Genomic DNA, 22,315 nt, shown 5'->3' with positions numbered 1-22,315 from the left:
AAGGTGAACCTATGCTGCAGGAGCTGTCGATCAAAAATTTAGCCGTTGTCGAGTCTGTTCAGCTGCATTTCCATCAAGGCTTTCACGTGCTTACGGGTGAGACGGGAGCGGGTAAATCGATCATCATCGACGCGTTGAGTCTGATTGCGGGGAGCCGGGGATCGGCGGATTTGGTTCGCTATGGTGAAAGCAAAGCCGAAATCGAAGCGTTGTTTCATATCGAGCCGGATCATCCTGTATGGGAGGCGCTGGGACGCTTCGGGATTGAGCCCGACGACGAGTTCAGCCTTATTGTGCGCCGCGACATTACTGCCCAAGGCAAAAGCGTCAGCCGTATCAACGGACAGATGGTCAATTTGTCAGCGCTTAAAGAGATTGGCGATCATCTGGTTAATATTCACGGACAGCACGAACATCAATCCTTATTTAAGGTTGAACAGCATATGAAATGGCTCGATTTATACGGGGAAAAAGAAATCGGGCCGATTAAGCGCGAATACGAGACCGCTTACGATGCTTATATGGGAGTTCGGAAGAGCTTGATTGAGCTCTCCGAAACGTCAAAGCAAGCGCTGCAAATGCAGGATTTGTACCGCTTCCAGTGCGAGGAGATTTCCGCCGCCGCACTGAAAGTAGGCGAGGACGAAACGCTTGCTGAGGAACGCCGGAAGCTGGCAAACAGCGAGAAGTTGTACCAATCGGCGGCTGAATCGTACGATTTATTGTACGGCGGCAAAGGCCTCGATACGATCGGTAAGGCGCTGCATAAGCTTCAAGATATTGTCGTGTTGGATCCCGCGGCTTTAAACCCGATTCTAGAGCAGGTGCAATCGGCTTTTTACCAGTTGGAGGATGCCGCATTCCAGATGCGCAATTACCGTGAGGATATCGAGTTTAATCCGGCCCGGCTTGATGAAATCGAAGAGCGGTTCGACGTGCTTTCCGCGCTCAAGCGCAAATATGGCAACTCCATACGTGAAATTTTGGATTATTACGCTAAAATTCAAGCCGAGCTTAACATTATTGAGAACAAGGACGATCTGCTCAGAGAACTGCAGGAGCGTGAGATGCGGCTTAAAGATCAACTGCTGGCGATTGCCCGGCGACTGACTTCCGCCCGGATGAGAATGGCGGATTCGCTTGCGTCGGAGATCGTGACAGAGCTGAGGGACTTGCATATGGAAAGAACTCAGTTCAAAACGCTGATCATACCGGATGAAACCAAGCTAACCCGGGCCGGAACCGACCAGGTGGAGTTTATGATTTCCGCGAACCCTGGGGAACCGCTGCGCAGCTTAAATAAAATTGCCTCCGGCGGGGAAATTTCCCGCGTCATGCTTGCTTTAAAAGCGATATTTGCCCGGATGGACCAAATCCCGGTGCTTGTGTTTGACGAGGTGGACACCGGTGTCAGCGGCCGCGCCGCCCAGGCGATTGCCGAGAAGCTTTCGGCGCTTGCCCGCGGCTGCCAAGTATTCTCGATTACCCATTTGCCGCAGGTGGCTTGCATGGCCGATGCGCAATACTACATACATAAACAAACCAATGGTGACAGGACTTTTACGATGGTGGAGGATTTGAGCGAGCAAGGCCGAATCCACGAATTGGCCCGTATGCTGGGCGGCGTCGAGGTGACGGGCAAGACGCTTGAACATGCGACCGAGATGCTTTCTTTAGCCGGGAAAAAGAAAGCAAGTATATGATTACCAAGGAGTGGGAATTTTTAATAACCTAAGGCATCATTTTCAGTTATAAAACAAAAGGAGTGGGGTTAACTTAAAGGTACGAAAACGGCGCTGCAGTTTTTCGTCAATCCAGCCAGCATGGGAGCGTGAGCAGCTTGAATTCCAGCCAGAGAAAAAGATTGATCGGATTTATGCTCGTCCTCTTCGTAGTTTTAAGTTCATTATCCACGCCATTTCAAAGTTTTGCCTCGTTTCCCGAAGAACTTCGGTTATTTGAAGGGCAGCAGAAGCAATTGCAGCTCGCGATGCCTGTAAATGCTCAGGTGACGCTTAAAAATCCGGATATTGTCAAAGTAAACGGAGTGGCTCAGCACTCATTCCAAGTCAACTTAAAACAGCCTATACAGTTATCCTCCCAGCAATCCGGCCAGACGGAGATGAAATTAAAGCTGTTTGGCGCTATCCCGCTCAAAACGGTCAAAGTCAACGTGGTGCCGGATTTGAAAATCATCCCCGGCGGGCAAACGATCGGTGTTAAATTGAAGGCGGCAGGGATTCTAGTGGTCGGACACCACTTGGTTTCGGTCACGGACGATAAGAAAATTTCCCCGGGCGAAGATGCCAAAATTCAGATCGGCGATCTTATTGTTAAGATTAACGGCAAATCCACAAATGATGTAACGAAAATTTCCGAGCTTGTGAATGAAGCAGGCACAAATAAAAAAACGCTTCATTTGACGATTAATCGCAACAATGAAACAGTAGAAGTGGAGCTGCTACCCGCCTATGATATTGCCGACAAATCATACCGTTTAGGACTGTATATCCGCGATTCCGCCGCGGGTGTCGGTACATTGACCTTCTACGCGCCCGATCAAGGCGTATACGGCGCATTAGGCCATGTGATAACGGATATGGATACCCAAACGCCAATCGTCGTTGGGAACGGCGAAATCGTACATTCTAACGTGACTTCCATCGCCAAAAGCCAAAACGGCGAGCCCGGCGAAAAACGAGCGCAATTTTCCAAAGAAAGCAAAGTGATCGGCAATATCGAAAAAAACACTTCATTTGGCATCTTCGGCAAGATGTTTGATGCGCCGGATCATAGTCTGACTAAAGAAGCATTGCCCGTCGCTTTTGCCGAAGAGGTGAAAGAAGGACCGGCTCAAATCTATACCGTCGTTAACGGACAAAAAGTGGAGAAGTTTGATATCGAAATCGTCCATGTGGCCAAACAAGATTTTCCGGCAACCAAAGGGCTTGTCATCAAAATTACGGATCCTAAGCTGCTCGAGAAAACGGGGGGTATCGTTCAAGGCATGAGCGGCAGCCCGATTATCCAGAATGGCAAAATGGTAGGTGCCGTCACCCATGTTTTTGTAAATGATCCTTCGTCCGGTTATGGTTGTTTTATTGAATGGATGCTGCAGGATGCGGGAATTGTGCTTCGACCGACTACTGAACTAAAGGCTAGCTAAATGGCCTTTAGTTTTTTATTATGAGGAATTGAAGGCGTAATGCGAAGGGTTTTGTCGAATTATTGTGCATTTTGAAGGTAAATATTCATTATAGATGAAATCGCAAAAAAAATAAAGAAAAATAATTTTCGACAGAAGGACTTTTTCTATTCATGTCGAAATCATTAAAACAGGTCAAAAATAAGAAAAATAACCATACTTGGCTCAAAATCGAAGGAGGATTACTACGTTGCAAAAAATTGAAGTTTTATTAGCAGACGACAACAGAGAATTCACACACCTGCTTTCCGAATTTATTGATGAGCAGTCTGATATGAGAGTTGCCGGGATTGCTTACAACGGAAATGACGTACTTCGATTTATTGAACAACAGCCCAAAGTGCCAGACGTTTTGATACTCGATATTATTATGCCGCATTTGGACGGGCTCGGCGTTCTGGAGAAACTTCGGGAAATGGATTTGGATCCCCAACCTAAAATAATTATGTTGACCGCGTTTGGTCAAGAAAGCATAACCCAGAAAGCTGTGCAATTGGGAGCATCTTATTACATACTTAAGCCATTTGATATGGAAGTACTTACGAACCGCATTCGCCAGCTTGTTACGAGCAACAGCTCATCCGAGTCGACATCGACGACTTCTTTCAAAACCAAAGTAGTCCAAATGCCAAAAAGCAAAAATTTGGACGCCAACATCACCAGCATCATACATGAAATCGGCGTTCCTGCGCATATTAAAGGATATCAGTATCTGCGCGAAGCGATCACGATGGTGTACAACAATATTGAAATTCTCGGGGCCATCACCAAGACGCTGTACCCGGCCATCGCCGAAAAATACAAAACAACCCCGAGCCGCGTCGAACGAGCCATCCGTCACGCGATTGAGGTCGCTTGGACGCGCGGCAACATCGACAGCATCTCGCATTTGTTCGGGTACACGATCAATATTAGTAAGGCGAAGCCGACTAATAGCGAGTTCATCGCGATGGTGGCGGATAAGCTGCGGATTGAGCATAAGGTGAGTTGAGGCTAGGCAGGGTAAGGTTTTTTAGCCGTCAAGGGCTATTGCAGTTTTGGCCATAAATATCCAAAAACGGGTGTTTTAAGCCGATAAATATCGAATGAGTAAGCCAACAAATACCACTTGTTTATTGGGTTCCTTACAACCCCATAAAGGAGTGGTATTTCTTATGACGAACAAGGAATTTTACATCGACAACTTAAGGCTTTAATGCATTTCCGAGAATTTATCGCGAAAGACTTTGGCGTCTTATGAACCCCTTAAGTTGTTTACGCAGTTCTTGAAACAACGTTCTGGGATTGAAGATCTGAAGAAAGTTCAGTCAGGACACAATTGCCAATACATCCACGCGTAGTAAACGAAAATAGAGTTTGAAGCGACAATGGCTATCTGTAAAAACGACGCCATCCTGCGTTCAACGTGCCATCCGCCAGGCGATCGAAGTCATCTGGGCTCGCGACAACATCGATAGCATCTAGCATTTGTTCGAGTATACGATCAACATTTGCAAGGCGAAGCCGACGAATAGCGAATTATCAGAATGGTGGCTGGCAAGCTGTGAGAATTTGGAAACCACATCCAGGTAATATTTAAAAGCAAATAAACGTGATTTGAAACCTATAACTTTTCCCGTCTCACCCAATGAATCTTTGTGATTCATTGGGCTTTTATTTTGCCAGTTGTTCCTTTTTAAAAATTTACATAAAACTTCAATTTTATATAAGCTATCGTGGAAGGGAATTTTTACATAAATGGTATGAAGTTCAGAGATGATTCACTGGGCTTCTTTATGATGGCTTGAAGTTTATTTAAGTTTATTAGAAGAGTGGTGTTTTAAGAAAAAATAAAATACAACCCCGACCGCGTCGAATGCGCGATCTGGCGATTGAGGTCGCTTGGACGCGCGGCAACATTGACAGCATCAGTCACCTGCTTGACTATACGATCAATATCAGCAAGGCAAAGCCTACAACTCCGAATTTATCGCGATGGTAACGGACAAGTTGCATATCGAGCATAAGAGAACTGAAAGCACGAGGAGCATCGGTACGGCAAGGGATTTCTGTTTTCTGAAATGGGTCGAGCTGTTGCAGCCCCATATGTGTAGATTCTTTCAGAAATCTTTCATAGGATTCCATTACACTTCGTAGGAGTGAACTCATCTATACATTCTATGGTTGAATCGTTGATGCTTGTCCATGAGTTGACCCCATTGATTTAGGGGAGGTACGGACGGTCGACGCATGGAGTGTGTGGAGTAATTGACGCCTAAAGGAGCAGAAATGGGGATGGATTTGGAATGAAAAAGAGGTTGACGCTTTTTTTGGTTGCTGTGCTTGCAATAGGGCCTTTGCTGGGATTGTGGCCGTTGAAGGCTCAGGCGTACACGTTTAGTGGCACGGGAGACGGTACCTCAGGAAATCCATATATCATTAAAACAGCAGAGGATTTGGATCATGTCCGGGATAACTTGTCGGCAAGCTACAAGCTCCAGGCAGATATTGATTTATCAGCCTATGGCAACTGGCAGCCGATCGGTACATATTACAACAGGTTCTCAGGCAATTTTGATGGAGCCGATTATACGATTAGCGGAATGAAAATCAATTTGAATGATGATGATGTTGATGATAGTATTGTTGATGTTTATCTCGGTTTATTTGGTGTTATAAGCCAGCCTGCAACGATCACAAATGTGCGAGTGGAGAATGTGGATATTAGAACTGGTTATGCGCATGTCCAAGTTGGGGGGCTTGTTGGAGCTGTTGGTGCTTCTACTAATTATAAAGCCTTAGACCGTATTTCAGTGACGGGTGAAATATACGGTAATGGTAGCACGGCTGGCGGAGTAGTCGGTCAATTATCGATTGCTGAATTGTCAAACAGCGATGCACACGTTCGGATAGACGGAGGTTATGCTTATGCCGGAGGAGCAGTCGGCAGTAACAGCAACGGTATCATCGAACAAAGCTATGCAACAGGCGATATTACCGGTAAGCTGTATATAGGTGGGCTGGTTGGTTATCATCAAGGCGCTGGCCAACTCAATACCTATGCAACCGGTGATGTGACGGGAGCCGATAATACCAGTAATGTCAGTATCGGCGGGTTAACAGGTAAGATGTATGCTGGTAAATCCATTGTGAACAGTTATGCTGCGGGATTTGTGAGAAAAGGCTCCGGCAGCCAGACTGGCAGCAAAGCAGGCGGTTTGATTGGCAGCTTGGATGGCTTCGGGAACGCCACCGTCACTAAATCTTATTGGAACAGCGACGAGGATAATTCCGGCCTCCAAACCAAGGGCTGGGAATCAGGAACGGACGGAGCCATGAGCCGGGAGGATATGAAACAAATAGACATTGCTGGCGTGGGTTGGGATCCGGCAATCTGGGGTATTCAAACTGGAGCGAGCTACCCCTATCTGAAATCTTTTTCTCCCGTATTAAGGGTAGATCCGCTTCCGATTGCAGCGATCTATGCGACCGAACCGGGGTATAACCAGCTTACGTTCTCCGGTTATGTCCGGGATGGCAGCATAGGCGAACCTTGGGAAGTCAGTTATACGATTAAAGATGCTTCGAATCATACAGTAACCCAAGATGTTTATGCGGGTATCGCTACTGCGCATAACCAGACCTTTAGCTTTTCGGAGATATTGGATGCAAACAGTTATCCGTTGGGCACTTACTCCATCTCCATAACTGCGAAAGATACGGTAGTACGTCCGGAGCAGCCGCAAACCTTAACATTCGATGTAGTGGATAAAAAAGCCCCGCCAGCGACAGTCCTCGCGAGCCCAAGCAACGGCCAACTGACGAACGACGCGACGCCGACGGTTAGCGGTACGGCGGAAGCGGGCGCTACAGTGACGATCGTGCTGGACGGCAGCGCAGCGGGAACGGTTACGGCAGGAGAAGATGGAAGCTGGAGTTGGACGGTAGGCTCCACGCTGGCAGAAGGGACGCATACGCTGAAAGCGCGGGCCACCGACGGAGCGGGCAATGTGAGCGCAGATTCGGCTCTCCTTACGTTTACCGTGGACCGGACGCCGCCGCTTATTACGCTGAACGGCAGCGCTATGATGCAGGTCGAAGCGGGCAGCAGTTTTACCGATCCGGGTGCGACAGCCGCAGATCGTGTCGAGGGCGATATCACGTCACGAATTTCCGTAACCGGAAGTGTCTACCCGAATCAATTGGGAACATACAATCTCGAATACCGCGTTTCGAATCAGATGGGTATTCCGGCGCCAACCGTGATACGTTCCGTTTACGTCGTAGATACGCGACCTCCGGTTATTACGATCCTGGGTGACGATTCCATTCTCCTCACAACAGGTGATGTATATGTTGATCCTGGCGCGACGGCTGTCGATAGCTTTGAGGGGAATGTACCGGTTACGGTGACAGGTAGTGTATATAACCAGAGCCCGGGAAATTACGAATTACGATACAACTCGCAAGATAGCTCTGGCAATGCGGCTGTGGAAGCGACACGAACAGTCCGTGTGGAAGCCAGAAAATATTTCTCTTATAGCAGTTCCGGCAGTTCGTATGCATCAGGAAATGCGGATCTCAAGCGGCTCAAGGTGCTGGCGGGAGGCAATGAACTGACGTTAATCCCGGCATTTGCTGCGGATACGACTAGCTATATGGTTGAAACCACAGCGGAACAGGTGGACATACAAATCATTTCATCCGATGCTAATGCTGTGGTAACCCTGCGGGAAGTTGTACATACCGGAGCGGAAACAATCGCTCTTGCCGAAGGGGACAATACGTTTGAAATTACCATTAAAGCAGAGAATGGCACAATCAAGACATACAGCTTGACAGTTCACCGCGAGATAGAAAAAGTGATGCAGCCCGTTCCAGGCGAGAGCTTGGCATGTGCGTTTAGCGACATCCGCGGACATTGGGCTGAACTGCAAATTTGTGAAGCGACGGAGAAAGGCATTGTAGAAGGTGATTCCGCGACATTATTCCGTCCGCAAGGGCTGGTTACACGTGTGGAATTTGCGGCTATGCTGCTGCGCACTATAGGGACCTCTACGGGATGGGGAGAGGATAAGCTTTCTTTTACAGATAAAGATACGATCCCGGTGTGGGCACGTTATACGGTAAGAGATGCAGTGGAGTTTGGCCTGCTGGAAGGGTACCCGGACGGTACACTCCGGCCGAATCAGACGGTGAGCCGAGCGGAGATGGCTGTCATGATGGCAAGGTCCATGAAGTGGGACATTGAACGCACGCAGACAACCGCATTCGCCGATGATGCCGCTATTCCGGATTGGGCGAAAGGGTACATTCAAGCTGCTTTTCAGCGTGAATTGGTGGAAGGACGAGAAGGGAATCGATATATGCCTTACGGAGAAGCCACAAGAGCGGAATCGGCAGTTGTCCTCCTCCGTTTGCTGAGAACCTTACAGTAAGCGGCTAGCCGATTCTTTACCCTTGCGTATCCAAATACCGTGCGAATGTTGGAGAAAAACATGTGATTGAAGAAATTGTTGTAACATTAATGATTTCGCATTGTTTTGACAATAATATCATTCCAGTTCATCTCAGATTTGTTGGAGTAAGAGAGCCGTCGACCCTTTCGACGGCTTTCTTACATGTCAGACTTCAGTGCCGCTACACGGCACCCTTGAACACATCGCGTTATGGATGATTTGCTCGCGTCACTCCCAATGTTATGGCGAATATTAAAATTCAACCTTGGCTACATTTTTAATTCTCAGATCTTCTAGAGGTCGATTTTTTACAACCATGAATTCGAGTTCGCACATATCCGGACGAATGTAATGACTGGTGTGTTCTAGCGGCAGCCCCTCGTTATTGTAACTCACCTCGTTTAATACTAAAATGGGAGCTCCTTTATGAGACGAAAAAATGATGCTTTGATAATCAGACGCTTTGGCAGCTGTTATGTGATACCGAGCCCGCATGGGTTCGGTATTCATTTTTTCGATCAACAAACCGTATACCAAAATAGAATCAGCTTCTTCTTCTGTCACCTCAAAGTCTTGATTAAAGTGTGTAGTCGTTATCGCTATAGGTTGTTCATTAACTAAAAAAAGCCGCTCAATTTTCCTTACAATGGTATCCTCTGGAATTTTTAACGCCTCAGCAATGTCTTTTGGGGGCTTTACAGATGAGTTGTTTTGTATAAGTGGCTGAACCTTTGCGCCGCTTTTGACAAGAATGCTATAAAATCCTTGAACGGAATTCATGGAGAACGTCTTTTTTGTATCACTTACAAATGTACCTACGCCTTGATGTTTGACTATGACGCCTTCGTCCGCGAGCAGCTTTAGTGCTGCACGAAGCGTAATACGGCTTGTATTAAACATCTCAACCAGAGATGCTTCCTTAGGAAGCTTGCTTCCAGGCAAATAAATACCCGAATCGATTTGTTCCCGGATAGAATCAGCAATTTGAACATACATAGGAGCAGGGCCGCCTTTGACCTCTTTGGTTTCCATGTTGAAGAACCTCGCTTTAAGATATTTGAGATAAGTCGCTCTAATTGAGATATCTTATTGTAGATATTTTAATACATCATGCTATATAAACAAATATATCACAAAAATTTGTTTTTTAAAGTCCGACCATTTGTTTTTGTTGATTGATCTTGGGATCGAGATAGAGTTTAATATCATCGTTATATATTCCGTACGCGGCGGCGAACCGGTATTTTATTAGCTGTGTGTAAACCGCGATTGAAGTGAGTTGTAATAAAAAACACGACTTATTAATAATATATCTTAATACATCATATAATAAAAGTGTTTTTTAAGATTGTTCATCAAGCTAATGCTCAGAGTCGCGAAATAATAAAGGACGTTTTTCTTAACCAGGTGGCCGGTTTATTAGGCTTGATGATAAGCTTTTTCGTGCTTTTTATGTAGTTGAAAGCAGATGAACCTTGTATCGAACATATAAATTTTGAATATTGACAACTATATAGATATCTTATAACATTATATACGAAAGAGGGGTTGTTGTTCCTTTAAAGAAGGTGAGGTGAAAGACGCTTATGAGATAAGTTAGACATGCCGCGGCCAATCGGCGGCAACGAAATATTTTGTAATATTTAAAGTATAGGGGTTGAGTACAGATGGAGTTAACGCAGTTCGAGCATTCAATTCTTAATGGGGAACGAGGAGAGACTGCGCGGAACGCATTGGAGTACCAAATTCGCGTAGGCGAGTATTATGGGGCGAAGCGATTCGTTCCAATCACGCAAGCTCACATTACTGCGGACATTGAAGTGATGGGGGACCCGGGATTATCGTTTTTGGAGGCGAATAAGAACGATGCCCGCTTTCTGGTTCCTACTACAACAAATGCTCGCTGTGTGGATTTTGAGCAATGTGTAAAGCTGGGACAAAGTGCTGACGGAGTGGCGAAAGAACGTCGAGTGGTTGATGCGGTGCAACGAATGGGAGCAATGACGATCGATTCGTGCGTCAACTATCAGGTGGCTTACCAGCCTCGTCTGGGCGAACATGTCGCTTGGGGCGACACAGGTACTGTCATTTATGCGAATTCAGTGTTTGGGGCGCGAACTAATTTTGAAAGCGGCCCGGCCGCTATGTCTGCTGCTTTGACAGGACGTGTACCGGCATATGGATTTCATCTTGATGAAAATCGCACAGCAAATGTTATAGTAAATGTAGATACTCCAATTCACGATGTGGCCGATTGGGGGATTCTAGGTCGTCTAGTCGGTTCTGCCGTCTTTGATTACAAAGGAGTGCCAGTGCTCGCGAATGTGGAGCGGTTTGCTCCCACATCGGATGATTTAAAGCATCTTGGTGCGAGTATGGCGACATGGTCGCTTGGCATGTTTCATGCAGTAGGGGTAACGCCGGAGGCGCGAACGCTGGAAGATGCGACCAAAGGCAGAAGCGAATTGGATCACATCACAATTTCGCAGAAAGATTTGGAAGCCGGGTATGAGGCTTTTGAATATGATGATCCGCGTGTCGGTTTGGTTGTCTTTTCAGGCCCGCAATTGTCTCTGCTTGAAGTGGGCAAGATTGCAAACCTCCTTGACGGGAAAAAGATCCATTCGGATACGACGTTGATCATCACTGCTGCATCGTCTACATATAAGCAGGCGGAGCAGGCTGGTTTTGTGGACATCATACAACGTGCCGGCGGATCCTTTCTTACTGGTGTTTGTTTCTACATTCTTGACGGCCTTTCTGAAATACGCACATCGCATGGCTGGAAAACAATGGTGACAAACTCGGCCAAACTGGCTAATAATGTAAAAGCTCACCGTTTTGTACCCGTTGTCCGCCGTACGGAAGACTGTATTAATATAGCCGTTAGGGGGTGTCTAGAATAAGCATCATTCCCTTGACTTCTACATACGGCACAACAGTTGAAGGAGAAGCGGTAGTGATCCGAGGGGGATTTAGTCCTCGTTATCATTTAAACCGTGAAACAGGCAATTTTTCCTTTCCCGGCCATCCATTGGACGGCCAAAAAGTGACTGGGAAAATCCTATTGTGTGACTTCGCGAGAGGAGGAGTGGCTGCAGGCTGGGCTTTGAATGCGTTAAAAGAGATGGACATAGCGCCAATTGCCCTCATCTTTATTCGCGCAAACCCGGTTATGGTACAAGGAGCCATTTTCGCGAATTTGACTATCGCAGAAGGGTTAAGTCAGAGCGATTATCATGCTATCCGTACTTTAGATTGGGTGAAGGTGGACCCTTCACAACGCCAATTAATAGTCGATACAAGGGGTTAACATAAAGGTCTCCAAGACCAAGGGAAAAACACATAACAAAGTCAAAAATTATTGTTTTATGGAAACGCTTACTGAGGCTCGGCGGAACGTTCTAATGGCATGATGTTCATAAACTGTAAAATGGAATATCATCTTTTCCAGCTCGGCGCATGCCGCGAGACTATATAATTACAAGGAGAGGATTTTATGGAATTGAAAAATAAAGTTGTACTTATTACCGGTGCGGGTGGAGGTTTGGGTGGCGCTACAGCGCTTCGATTTGCCAAAGAAGGTGCAAAACTCGTATTAGTTGACTTAACCGAGAGTGCTGCTAATAAGACACTTAAGGAAGTAAGCGATGTTGCTTCCGATGTTCATTTTGTAGCGGCAAATGTCACCAAATCCGAGGATGTGCAAAAATATGTAAATGAAGCAGTAGCTAGATTTGGGCGAATTGATGTGTTTTTTAACAATGCGGGTATTGATGCCGCGGTTACACCGACAAGCGAATATGATGAAGCCATGTTTGACAGTGTCATGTCTGTGAATACAAAGGGAGTTTTTCTTGGGTTAAAGTATGTTCTTCAAGTCATGCAGAAACAAAAGTCCGGCAGCATAATTAATACGGCTTCTGTTCATGGATTGAGAGGGTTCAGCAATCGAAGCGCCTACGTTGCCAGCAAACATGCCGTTGTCGGTTTAACACGTACGGCAGCAGCTGAGAATGCCGAGCTGAATATCCGTGTAAATGCGATCTGTCCGGCAACCGTTGTAACGGAAATAACAAAAGAAGTGGCCAGGAAACTCAATCCTGAAAATCCGCAGCAGCATTTCGATATCATGACAAGCAAAATTCCTGCAAAACGTCTCGGTAAACCGGAGGAAGTGGCGAGTTTGGTCAGGTTTCTTGCATCCGATGAATCCGGCTTCATTACCGGAGCTATGATTCCCATTGACGGAGGCATGTCTGCGGCCTATTAAAGCAGCATAAGTCACCATTATTCCAACGAACAGCCGGTTATCCAACCTGTACCACTGAATTTTGGATCTTGAATCGAACTGCAAACAGGCATTGGTTTTGTATTTAACAATCGAAGGTGGTACAGACGTTGGAAACTTACTGACGAACAAAACATCAATGTATTGGCTCTATAACTCCGTATAAGTTTCAACATCGCAGCTCCTTCATATAATAAGAGGCTATTTTAATTCAAGGGAGTGACATATTTTGATACGTTGGTTTGTACTGGCTGTTCTGTTTGTTTCGCTTATCGTTAACTTTGTTGATAAATCGATTTTAGGGTTAGCTGCCGAGCCGATCATGAAGGATTTGGGGATTTCATTTACACAATTGGGCTTGATTGGCAGCGGGTTTTATTGGTCTTTTCCTATTGCCGCGATTTTAATAGGGGCCTTTACAGACAAATTAGGATCCCATAGAGCTATATCCTATATGCTGCTGGCATGGTCTATTATACAAATAGCCGGAGGATTTTTCGTTTCTGGATTTACGACACTTTTTCTGTACCGGTCCCTTCTTGGCATTTCTGAAGGAGGATTTGGCCCGGCAGCGTTTAAAGAGATGTTTGTCTGGTTCCCCCAAAATATGCGCGGGAAAGCCGCAACGATTTTTAATTCCGGTGCCTGGATTGGAGCTTTTGCGCTGACTCCGCTGATCGTGATGTTTATTCAAATGGCTGGATGGAAACACACGTTTATTTATTCCGGACTTATCGGTTTGGTCGTGTTTTTCGTTTGGACTGTATTTGTACCCAAACAAAATTCAAATTTGGAAAGTGACAGGCAAGCCGGTACCCCGGAAACTAAATTCAAGTGGTCGGAATTTTACCCGATTTTGCTGTCGCGTACATGCATCCTGACTTTATTGGCATCCTTCGGATACTTTTTCCTCCTGACATGGATGTCTGTCTGGATGCCCTTATATCTGGTGAAAATAGCGGGATTGTCGGCAACACAAATGGGATGGGCCTCAGCAAGTATCGGCGGAGTCATGGTGATTACCGGCTTGGTATTTGGTGTGATCTCCGACCGGATATACAAGAAAACCCACAATCTTCGAACAGCACGTGTATTAATCGTAGGATCAGGGATGTCAGTTGGAGCTCTGATCATTACAACTCTTTATTTGGCTCACTCGCCGGTATGGGCAGTGATAGCGTTTGGGGTGGGGACAGGTTTGGCGTCAGTCATTGCTTCCATGTCCCATATCGTCATGAGCCATCAGCTTCCTGAACGTACAGCTGTTTTCTCCGGTATCATTGTAGCTGTTCAGAATATGGCGGGCATTATTAGTCCGGCTATAACCGGTTATATTATTGACATTGCGGGTAAAGGCAATGTTGAGCAAGGTTTTGGCAATTCGCTTATAACGGTAGGTTCCGTCTTGTTATTCACTTCGTTATTGTATTTGTTCGTTAACCCGGATAAGTCGCTTAAGTCCAAAGAGAAAATCGAACCGGCAATGTCAAACGTTTGATGAGAGGAGTGGGATAAAGTGATAAATAAAAAGGTGGGAAATTTGGAAGAGGCGATGGCGGGTGTTTCGGATGGAGCGTCCATCTTAGTTGGAGGACAGACCGGTGCGGGTGTTCCTGTACATTTGCTTGACAAATTGCTGGAGATGAATGTAAAGAACTTAACCTTAATTACAAATCATACCGGACTTGGGTATGACGGCATCGCAAAATTAATTGAAAATCGTCAAGTCGATAAAGTAATCTGCTCTTTCCCCAAAACCAATACAAGCCAATCTTTTAAAGAAATGTACGAAAAAGGAGAAATTGAGCTGGAAGTGGTTCCTCAAGGTACGTTAACAGAAAGGATCCGAGCCGGCGGAGCAGGCATCGGAGGGTTTTATACAAGGACGGGAACCGATACTCTTCTTGCTGAAGGGAAAGAAGTGAAAGAATGGAATAGCGTTAAATATGTGCTGGAATATCCGATAACAGCGGATTTTGCCTTCATCAAAGGATATAAAGCGGATCGGTGGGGCAATACGATTTACCGTAAGGCGGCCCGCAACTACAATCCAGGCATGGCCACAGCGGGCAATATCACTATTGCAGAGGTTGATGAATTAACGGATGAACCTCTGGATCCGGAAGTGATTGTTACGCCTGGCATCTTTGTCGACCGAATTATTGAGGTGAAGAAGGGGGCGAATTAAATGATGGCGGCAAGGCTAACGAACGAGCAAATGAGTAAACGATGTTCAATGGATATTCCAAACGGGGCTTATGTGAATTTGGGAATTGGCATCCCGACATTAGTCGGCAACTATATTAGCGGCGATAAAGAAGTGATGTTTCAAAATGAAAACGGTATCTTAGGGGTAGGTCCGCTCGCTGCCGCCGGTGAAGAAGACTATGATCTCATGAATGTTAGCGCCCAGCCTGTAACTCTTGTTCCGGGCGGATCTTTTGTCAATCACGCGGACTCCTTTGTCATGATAAGAGGAGGGCATATTGATTATTCGATTATAGGCGCCCTGCAGGTTTCGCAAGATGGCGATCTGGCGAACTGGATCACCGATCCGAATGCAATACCCGGTGTTGGGGGGGCCATGGATCTGGCTGTTGGGGCTAAAAATGTGTTTGTTGTCATGACTCACACCACAAAAAATGGGGAGCCCAAAATTAAAGAAAAGTGCACATTTCCTCTAACCGCGCCTCACGTTGTAAAAAGAATATACACCGATTTGGCGGTAATCGATGTAACCGAAGAAGGGTTGATTTTGAAAGAATTAGTGCCAGGCCTGACAATTGCCCAATTACAGGAAAAGACGGAAGCGAAACTTATCATCAAAGAAGATCCAAAGCCCTTAGTAGTTTAGTTGCAAAATAAAGAAAGAGGTGTTTTTGTATGGCTTTAAATGAAAAGCAAATCATCAATATTTTGAACCTGGTCAATGATTCGGATTATGGATATTTGAATTTGGCGGTTGATGGCGTTGAATTAACGTTAATTAAGCGTGATATGGATGTTCGATTATTAAAAGAAAATTTCATGATCGATGATCGTTCGAACTTAAAATATGCCGCTAATTCCGTGGCTGAAACAAAAGAAATCTCAGAACAAGAAAAACAAAGTGAGCGAAAGCAGATCATTAATAAGGCAGAAGATAAACAAAAAAATGAAAGCCTTTCCCAAAATAATTATACAGAAGATCACATCATCGTAAAAGCTCCGATGTTGGGAACCTTTTTCAGAAAGCCGTCGCCCGATGAGCCTGTTTATGCGGAAGTTGGCGATGTGGTTGAAGCCGCCGATACCGTTTGTCTAATTGAAGTAATGAAACTGTTTAATTCGATTTCTGCCGGAAAAAAAGGACGGATTGCAGACATTCTTGTTTCCGATGGAGAAATGGTGGAGTATGATCAACCGTTATTTGTTTTAGAACCCATTTGAGACAACAGTAAAGGGAGGAGAACATGAGAGAAGTCAAAATCATCGATCAAACATTACGTGATGCCCATCAGAGCTTGTGGGCGACAAGAATGACAACGGCTATGATGTATCCGGTACTGGACCAAATCAATCAGGCGGGATATGAAGCAATAGACTTAATGGCTATGGCTCATTTTGATTCGTGCGTCAGATATTTAAGGGAAGACCCATGGGAAAGAGTACGTCTGGTAAGCAAGAGATTGGATGCTCCCATCGGCGGCTGGATGAGGAGCAATAACTTAATAGGTTTTGACGCAGCTCCTGATGATGTGGTCGAGTTATTCGTGGAAAAAATGGTCGAGAACGGGTTTCGGAGAATTACAGCTTATGATGGGCTGCTGGATAATCATAATATCGTCGACACCTTAATTCAAACTAAAAAGCTGGGAGTATCCGCAGTAGCGGCTTTTGTTTATTGCGACAGCCCGATTCATACCGATAAACTTTATGTAAACCGGGTAACGGAGCTTTTGAAAAAAGTGCAAGTGGATGCCGTTATGTTAAAAGATGCAGGCGGGTTGTTAACGCCTGACCGGATCAGGACATTGATCCCTGCATTAAAAAAGGCCTTGGGTGAGATCCCCCTTGAAGTGCATAGCCACTGCTCCACCGGGCTCGCGCCCCTCGTTTATTTGGAAGCCGTAAAATGTGGGGCTGATGCAATACATACCGGAGTTGCGCCCCTGGCCAACGGGTGCGCTATGCCAGCGATTCAAACTCTCTCGAGAAATTTAAGAGATATGAATTATAAAGTGAATATTAATGACCGGTTTATTCGTGAAATTGAACAACATTTTAAAGAAGTAGCCGACAGAGAAGGGTTTCCGGAAGGGGTACCAATGGAGTATGATGCCTTTCATTACAAACATCAAATTCCAGGCGGAATGCTAACCAATCTAATATACCAATTGGAACAAGCGGGTATTAAAGATCGATATCATGAGGTATTGCACGAAATATCGATCATCAGAGAAGAGCTTGCATGGCCGATTATGGTTACTCCTTTCTCCCAATTGGTAGGAACCCAAGCGGTGTTGAACGTTTTACACGGAGAGCGCTATAAAATCATCCCGGATGAAGTGAAAAAATATGTTTTGGGTCATTACGGCAAATTGATTGCTCCGATTGACGGCAATATTCTCGATAAAATCGTTGAAAATGGTTCCAAAACGATCCCTCTTACACGGGAGCCGCTGCCCAATGCGTTGCCGCAATTAAGAAAGCAATATTCGAATGCAACGGATGAGGAAAGGCTGCTCCGATTCATGATTAAAGGCTCGCACGTGGATGAGATGAAAAAGGCAGGACCGATGAACACCCAATATCATCTTCTGAATGATCCAATTACGAAAATATTCGAATCATTGACTAAATCCAAAGACCTCGGTTATGTCAACATCAGATCCGGGTCGATGAAAATAAAACTAGGAGCAGGAAAATGAGGAAGATACGAAAGATTTTAATCGCGAACCGAGGAGAAATTGCTGTAAGGATCATCCGAACCTGCAAAGAAATGGGCATAGAAACCGTTGCGGTTTATTCCAAGGAAGACAGCCAGTCACAGCATGCGCTCCTTGCAGACAAAGCCGTATGTATCGGCCCGGCTCCCGCCCAATTAAGTTATTTGAATATCGATACGTTAATCGCCGCAGCTCTGTCTCACAAGGCAGATGCCATTCATCCGGGGTATGGATTCCTGGCCGAAAATGCAAAATTTGTTGAAAGATGCCGCGAGGAAGGAATCACTTTTATCGGTCCGTCTGCTGAAAATATGAAATTAATGGGGAACAAAATTGAAGCCCGCAATACAGCCAAAAGCTTAGGGATCCCTGTCATTGAAGGTACGGAGGGCTCGCTTGAAAAGACAGATGATGTGCTTGCCGGCTCATTGGATTTTCCTCTCTTAATCAAAGCTTCTGCCGGCGGCGGAGGCAAAGGGATGAGAATTGTCAACAATGCCCAAGAAATGGAGTTAGCCTTAAAAGAGGCTAAAAAAGAAGCAGGGTCAGCGTTTGGCGACAGTTCGGTTTACATTGAAAGGTATATCAACAATGCGAGACATGTGGAAGTACAAGTTCTGGCAGATCATTATGGCAATATATTGCATTTGGGGGAACGAGATTGTTCCGTACAAAGGCGTCATCAGAAACTCATAGAAGAAACGCCTTGCCACTTTGTCTCGGGTGAAATGAAAAATAAATTATATGAAGATGCAATCAAAATCTGTAAGGGAACCGGTTATACAAATGCCGGAACGATTGAGTTTCTCGTAGATATGGATAGGAATTGTTATTATTTTATTGAAATGAATACACGGATTCAAGTAGAGCATCCGGTAACGGAGATGGTAACGGGAATCGATATCGTACGGGAGCAAATAAGGGTAAGCGAAGGCAAGGAATTGCGCATTAAACAAAGTGATATTTCTTTCTCGGGCCACAGCATCGAAAGTCGAGTTAATGCCGAAGATCCGGAAAAATCCTTTGCCCCTTCTCCAGGCTTAATCGATACATTCATTGTTCCTGGCGGATTGGGTATTCGTGTAGATACGTTTTGTTATAGCGGCTATAAAGTTCCGCCATATTATGATTCGTTAATCGGGAAAGTGATAGTCAAAGGCGATAATAGGGAGCAGGCCATTGATAAACTGCGGGCAGCACTCAGCACCTTTATCATCTCGGGAATAAAGACGACGATTCCGCTTCACTTGGAAATATTGGCGAATCCTGATTTCATTAAAGGCAACTATAACACGAAATGGCTGGAGGCTAAAAAATGAAGATGAAAGATATGACAGCCATTGTTGGCGTCGGTGACGTTGAACTGGAGAATGGCAAAGTAAAAAACGGAATGTCTGTCCTTCAGATCCAGGCTTTGGCAGCAAAAAGCGCACTTGAAGATGCCGGGTTGGAAAAAAAGGATGTGGACGGGATATTTGTGGCTGGCAACTGGGGGACTCCGGGCGTCGGAGCACACCCCTCCGCCGTAGTGGCTGAATATTTAGGCATTACGCCTAAATACTTAGATTCGACGAATATTGGAGGTTCTTCCTTTGAAGCGCACGTTGGACATGCGGCTGCGGCGATTCAAGCTGGAAAATGTGAAGTAGCTTTAATCGTATTTGGAAGTACGCAGCGTTCTCAAAAGTCGCGCAGCTTGGATGGAAGGCCGCCTTTTTTGACTATGCAATATGAAACGCCGTTTGGGCTGCCATTTCCTGCAGGCGCTTATGCGATGGCCACACATCGGCATATGCATCAATACGGTACAACCCCGGAACAACTGGCGGAGGTAGCTGTTTCGGCAAGAAAATGGGCCCAATTGAATCCTCAGGCTACCCTGCGCGACCCTTTAACGGTCGATGAGGTCCTCAATTCTCCGATGATCTGCGACCCGCTGCGTAAACTTGATTGCTGTCTAGTGACAGACGGGGCGGGGGCCGTTGTTATTGTATCGGCTGAACGCGCAGGAGACTGCAGGAAAGCTCCCGTATGGGTGCTGGGACAAGGAGAGTCTCAGTCGCATTGGTCCATACAGGCGATGCCTGATCTGACAACGTCTTCCGCCGCTCAATCAGGAAAGACCGCATTTGAAATGGCTGGAGTTACACATGATGATATAGATGTGTTGGAAATATACGACTCCTTTACGATCACTCCCCTTATTACCCTGGAGGCGCTTGGATTCTGCAAGCCAGGCGAAAGCGGGCCATTGGTAGCGAATCAAAGAACAGCTCCGGGCGGGGATTTGCCTATGAATACAAATGGCGGAGGGTTATCCTATGCCCACCCCGGGATGTATGGCATCTTCCTTCTGATCGAAGCCGTAAGGCAGCTGCGCGGAGAATGCGATCTGCGGCAGGTCGTAGATGCAAAAATCGCACTTGTAAACGGTACAGGCGGACAGCTATCCGCGACATCCGTTTGTATATTGGGGAGGGACTAATCATGATGGAATCAAACAAACCAATTCCGATTGCTGACGGCGATTCAGTAGCCTTCTGGAAGGGATGTAACGAAGGAAAGCTGCTCATCCAGCACTGCCAAGACTGTGGGAGCTACATCTTCTATCCGCGGATCGTCTGCCCCGGGTGTATGAGCGACCATGTTGAATGGATAGAATCCAAAGGAAAAGGAAAAGTGTACTCTTACACCGTGGTAAGACGTTCTCCCCTGGCATTTTCCGATGATGTACCTTATGTTGTAGCAATGGTCGAATTGGAAGAAGGCGTAAGAATGTTGTCCAACATTATTCATTGCAGCGTTGATGAAGTGTGTTGCGACATGCCGGTTGAAGTCGTATTTGAAAAAAGAGGCGAGACTGCGTTACCCATGTTTCAGCTTGCTGCCACCTTACCGACTGAATAAATCGAAATGAAGTTGCCGTAATACAGTGAAATGAACGAAAGATCAGGAGGAAGCGGTGCTGCCGTTTCCTCTTGCTCGGATAAGGGGAGTTGAAAATGAAAGAAGTAAAAATCATTGACCAAACCTTGCGCGACGGACACCAGAGCTTGTGGGCGACAAGAATGACAACCTCCATGATGTTTCCTGTATTAAATAAGATCAATGAGGCCGGGTATGAAGCGGTTGATCTCATGGCGATGGCTCATTTTGATGCATGTATAAGATATTTAAGAGAAGATCCCTGGGAAAGAGCCCGTATCATCAGCAAAAAGCTGACAGTACCTACCGGCGGCTGGATGCGAAGCAATAACCTAATTGGTTTTGAAGCAGCTCCTCGGGATGTGGTTGAACTATTTGTTGAAAAGCTGGTGGAGAACGGATTTGGCAGAATAGCGGCTTTTGAGGGATTGCTTGATATTGATAATATTACAGACACGTTAATTCAAACAAAAAAGCTCGGAGCATCGGCGGTGGCCGCCTTTGTTTTTTGCGAGAGCCCGATTCATACGGATGAGCTCTATGTAAATAGGGTGACTGAACTTCTTACAAGAACCAAAGTGGATGCAATTATGATCAAAGATGCAGGAGGCGTGCTGACACCTGATCGTGTAAGAACATTAGTACCTGCCTTGAAAAAGGCCATGGGCGATATTCCTCTTGAACTGCATACGCACTGTACGACGGGGTTAGGCCCGCTGGTGTATTTGGAAGGCGTCAAGTACGGCGCCGACTGCATCCACACCGCCGTCTCTCCCCTTGCCAACGGATGTGCCAATCCGTCGATTGAAAATCTCTCAAGAAGTTTACGGGATATGAATTATAAAGTGAATTTGAATGACCGGTTTATCTATGAAATAGGGGAACATTTCCAAGCTGTAGCTGAGCAGGAAGGATTTCCGGTAGGCTTGCCTATGGAGTATAATGCGTTTCATTACAAACACCAAATACCGGGCGGCATGCTGACCAATCTTTTTTATCAATTGGAGCAGGCGGGCTTAAGAAACCGATTTGATGAAGTATTAAATGAAATTGCATTAATCAGAGAAGAACTTGCCTGGCCGATTATGGTCACTCCTTTTTCACAATTGGTAGCAACCCAAGCAGTTTTAAATGTTGTACATGGGCAACGCTACAACATTGTACCGGATGAAGTGAAAAAATACGTATTAGGTCACTATGGTAAATTGATAGCGCCTATCGACGGCAATATACTCGACAAGATTGTTGAAAACGGTTCAAAAATGATTCCTCTTAAGCGGAAGCCACTGCCGGATATGCTGCCGCAACTCAGAAAGCAATATCCGAATGCAACCGATGAAGAAAGATTGCTTCGATTTATGATCAAAGGATCACACGTCGATGAAATGAAAAAGGCCGGACCGATCAACACCTGCTACAATCTCTTGAAAGACCCGATTACCAAGATCATCAAAACGTTGACTGAATCCAAACAATTCGGCTATGTACAAATCAGCAACGGGTCAACAAAGCTTAAATTAGGATGAGG

At 45.7% G+C, this 22,315-nt stretch carries 17 protein-coding genes and 2 pseudogenes; 18 read left to right on the top strand and 1 reads right to left on the bottom strand.

What is annotated here, in order from left to right:
• Window positions 1-11 precede the first annotated feature (11 nt).
• The 6 genes and pseudogenes from recN to EYB31_RS09705 all read left to right on the top strand — a co-directional run bounded on the left by recN (window position 12) and on the right by EYB31_RS09705 (window position 8,622).
• The gene (recN, locus tag EYB31_RS09730; protein WP_131013110.1) at window positions 12-1,703 is read left to right on the top strand and encodes a DNA repair protein RecN; all 1,692 of its coding nucleotides are present in this window, start codon (window positions 12-14) and stop codon (window positions 1,701-1,703) included.
• A gap of 137 nt (window positions 1,704-1,840) precedes the next feature.
• Entirely contained in the window at window positions 1,841-3,166 is a 1,326-nt protein-coding gene (gene spoIVB / locus EYB31_RS09725) for a SpoIVB peptidase (protein WP_170318222.1), read from the top strand.
• Window positions 3,167-3,395: 229 nt separating this feature from the next.
• On the top strand, window positions 3,396-4,196 hold the full coding sequence (gene spo0A, locus EYB31_RS09720) for a sporulation transcription factor Spo0A (protein ID WP_131013108.1): 801 nt from the start codon (window positions 3,396-3,398) through the stop codon (window positions 4,194-4,196).
• Window positions 4,197-4,585: 389 nt separating this feature from the next.
• Window positions 4,586-4,752, top strand: a pseudogene (locus EYB31_RS41500) (sporulation initiation factor Spo0A C-terminal domain-containing protein); the annotation flags it as partial.
• A 276-nt stretch (window positions 4,753-5,028) separates the two neighbouring features.
• Window positions 5,029-5,212: pseudogene (locus tag EYB31_RS40875) on the top strand (sporulation initiation factor Spo0A C-terminal domain-containing protein); the annotation flags it as partial.
• Between the two features lie 278 nt (window positions 5,213-5,490).
• Window positions 5,491-8,622 (top strand): immunoglobulin-like domain-containing protein, encoded by a 3,132-nt coding sequence (locus EYB31_RS09705; RefSeq protein WP_131013106.1) that lies wholly within the window; start codon window positions 5,491-5,493, stop codon window positions 8,620-8,622.
• A gap of 273 nt (window positions 8,623-8,895) precedes the next feature.
• Here EYB31_RS09705 and EYB31_RS09700 read toward each other — a convergent pair whose 3' ends face one another.
• Entirely contained in the window at window positions 8,896-9,675 is a 780-nt protein-coding gene (locus EYB31_RS09700) for a GntR family transcriptional regulator (RefSeq protein WP_131013105.1), read from the bottom strand.
• A gap of 635 nt (window positions 9,676-10,310) precedes the next feature.
• Here EYB31_RS09700 and EYB31_RS09695 point away from each other — a divergent pair.
• The 12 genes from EYB31_RS09695 to EYB31_RS09640 all read left to right on the top strand — a co-directional run bounded on the left by EYB31_RS09695 (window position 10,311) and on the right by EYB31_RS09640 (window position 22,313).
• Entirely contained in the window at window positions 10,311-11,549 is a 1,239-nt protein-coding gene (locus tag EYB31_RS09695; protein ID WP_131013104.1) for an aconitase X, read from the top strand.
• Between the two features lie 11 nt (window positions 11,550-11,560).
• Window positions 11,561-11,956, top strand: a complete 396-nt coding sequence (locus EYB31_RS09690; protein WP_165452318.1) for an aconitase X swivel domain-containing protein — start codon at window positions 11,561-11,563, stop codon at window positions 11,954-11,956.
• Window positions 11,957-12,142: 186 nt separating this feature from the next.
• Complete coding sequence (locus EYB31_RS09685; protein WP_131013102.1) at window positions 12,143-12,916, top strand: glucose 1-dehydrogenase; 774 nt, start codon at window positions 12,143-12,145, stop codon at window positions 12,914-12,916.
• A gap of 247 nt (window positions 12,917-13,163) precedes the next feature.
• Entirely contained in the window at window positions 13,164-14,432 is a 1,269-nt protein-coding gene (locus EYB31_RS09680) for an MFS transporter (RefSeq protein ID WP_165452317.1), read from the top strand.
• Window positions 14,433-14,450: 18 nt separating this feature from the next.
• Complete coding sequence (locus tag EYB31_RS09675; protein ID WP_131013100.1) at window positions 14,451-15,122, top strand: 3-oxoacid CoA-transferase subunit A; 672 nt, start codon at window positions 14,451-14,453, stop codon at window positions 15,120-15,122.
• On the top strand, window positions 15,123-15,788 hold the full coding sequence (locus tag EYB31_RS09670) for a 3-oxoacid CoA-transferase subunit B (RefSeq protein WP_206105447.1): 666 nt from the start codon (window positions 15,123-15,125) through the stop codon (window positions 15,786-15,788).
• A gap of 29 nt (window positions 15,789-15,817) precedes the next feature.
• Window positions 15,818-16,363, top strand: a complete 546-nt coding sequence (locus EYB31_RS09665; protein WP_206105446.1) for an acetyl-CoA carboxylase biotin carboxyl carrier protein — start codon at window positions 15,818-15,820, stop codon at window positions 16,361-16,363.
• Between the two features lie 23 nt (window positions 16,364-16,386).
• Window positions 16,387-17,844: a pyruvate carboxylase subunit B gene (locus EYB31_RS09660; protein WP_131013099.1), complete on the top strand. Its 1,458-nt coding sequence runs from the start codon at window positions 16,387-16,389 to the stop codon at window positions 17,842-17,844.
• Entirely contained in the window at window positions 17,841-19,181 is a 1,341-nt protein-coding gene (gene accC, locus EYB31_RS09655; RefSeq protein ID WP_131013098.1) for an acetyl-CoA carboxylase biotin carboxylase subunit, read from the top strand. The genes EYB31_RS09660 and accC overlap by 4 nt, the downstream gene beginning before the upstream one ends.
• Window positions 19,178-20,347: an acetyl-CoA acetyltransferase gene (locus EYB31_RS09650; protein WP_131013097.1), complete on the top strand. Its 1,170-nt coding sequence runs from the start codon at window positions 19,178-19,180 to the stop codon at window positions 20,345-20,347. Before accC ends, EYB31_RS09650 begins: the two co-directional genes overlap by 4 nt.
• A 2-nt stretch (window positions 20,348-20,349) precedes the next feature.
• The gene (locus tag EYB31_RS09645; RefSeq protein ID WP_131013096.1) at window positions 20,350-20,769 is read left to right on the top strand and encodes a Zn-ribbon domain-containing OB-fold protein; all 420 of its coding nucleotides are present in this window, start codon (window positions 20,350-20,352) and stop codon (window positions 20,767-20,769) included.
• A 95-nt stretch (window positions 20,770-20,864) separates the two neighbouring features.
• Window positions 20,865-22,313: a pyruvate carboxylase subunit B gene (locus tag EYB31_RS09640; RefSeq protein WP_131013095.1), complete on the top strand. Its 1,449-nt coding sequence runs from the start codon at window positions 20,865-20,867 to the stop codon at window positions 22,311-22,313.
• The last annotated feature ends 2 nt before the right edge of the window (window positions 22,314-22,315 follow it).

Source organism: Paenibacillus thalictri (assembly GCF_004307995.1).
Taxonomy (GTDB): Bacteria; Bacillota; Bacilli; order Paenibacillales; family NBRC-103111; genus Paenibacillus_AF; species Paenibacillus_AF thalictri.
This window is presented reverse-complemented; position numbering and strand designations above follow the sequence as displayed.

Bases quoted from the DNA above. Each gene is read 5' to 3' on its own strand.
- EYB31_RS09685 (WP_131013102.1), top strand. From the start codon at position 12,143: ATGGAATTGAAAAATAAAGTTGTACTTATTACCGGTGCGGGTGGAGGT.
- EYB31_RS09670 (WP_206105447.1), top strand. From the start codon at position 15,123: ATGATGGCGGCAAGGCTAACGAACGAGCAAATGAGTAAACGATGTTCA.
- EYB31_RS09665 (WP_206105446.1), top strand. From the start codon at position 15,818: ATGGCTTTAAATGAAAAGCAAATCATCAATATTTTGAACCTGGTCAAT.
- accC (WP_131013098.1), top strand. From the start codon at position 17,841: ATGAGGAAGATACGAAAGATTTTAATCGCGAACCGAGGAGAAATTGCT.
- EYB31_RS09700 (WP_131013105.1), bottom strand. From the start codon at position 9,675: ATGGAAACCAAAGAGGTCAAAGGCGGCCCTGCTCCTATGTATGTTCAA.
- EYB31_RS09705 (WP_131013106.1), top strand. From the start codon at position 5,491: ATGAAAAAGAGGTTGACGCTTTTTTTGGTTGCTGTGCTTGCAATAGGG.
- EYB31_RS09650 (WP_131013097.1), top strand. From the start codon at position 19,178: ATGAAGATGAAAGATATGACAGCCATTGTTGGCGTCGGTGACGTTGAA.
- EYB31_RS09645 (WP_131013096.1), top strand. From the start codon at position 20,350: ATGATGGAATCAAACAAACCAATTCCGATTGCTGACGGCGATTCAGTA.
- EYB31_RS09660 (WP_131013099.1), top strand. From the start codon at position 16,387: ATGAGAGAAGTCAAAATCATCGATCAAACATTACGTGATGCCCATCAG.
- EYB31_RS09640 (WP_131013095.1), top strand. From the start codon at position 20,865: ATGAAAGAAGTAAAAATCATTGACCAAACCTTGCGCGACGGACACCAG.
- recN (WP_131013110.1), top strand. From the start codon at position 12: ATGCTGCAGGAGCTGTCGATCAAAAATTTAGCCGTTGTCGAGTCTGTT.
- EYB31_RS09695 (WP_131013104.1), top strand. From the start codon at position 10,311: ATGGAGTTAACGCAGTTCGAGCATTCAATTCTTAATGGGGAACGAGGA.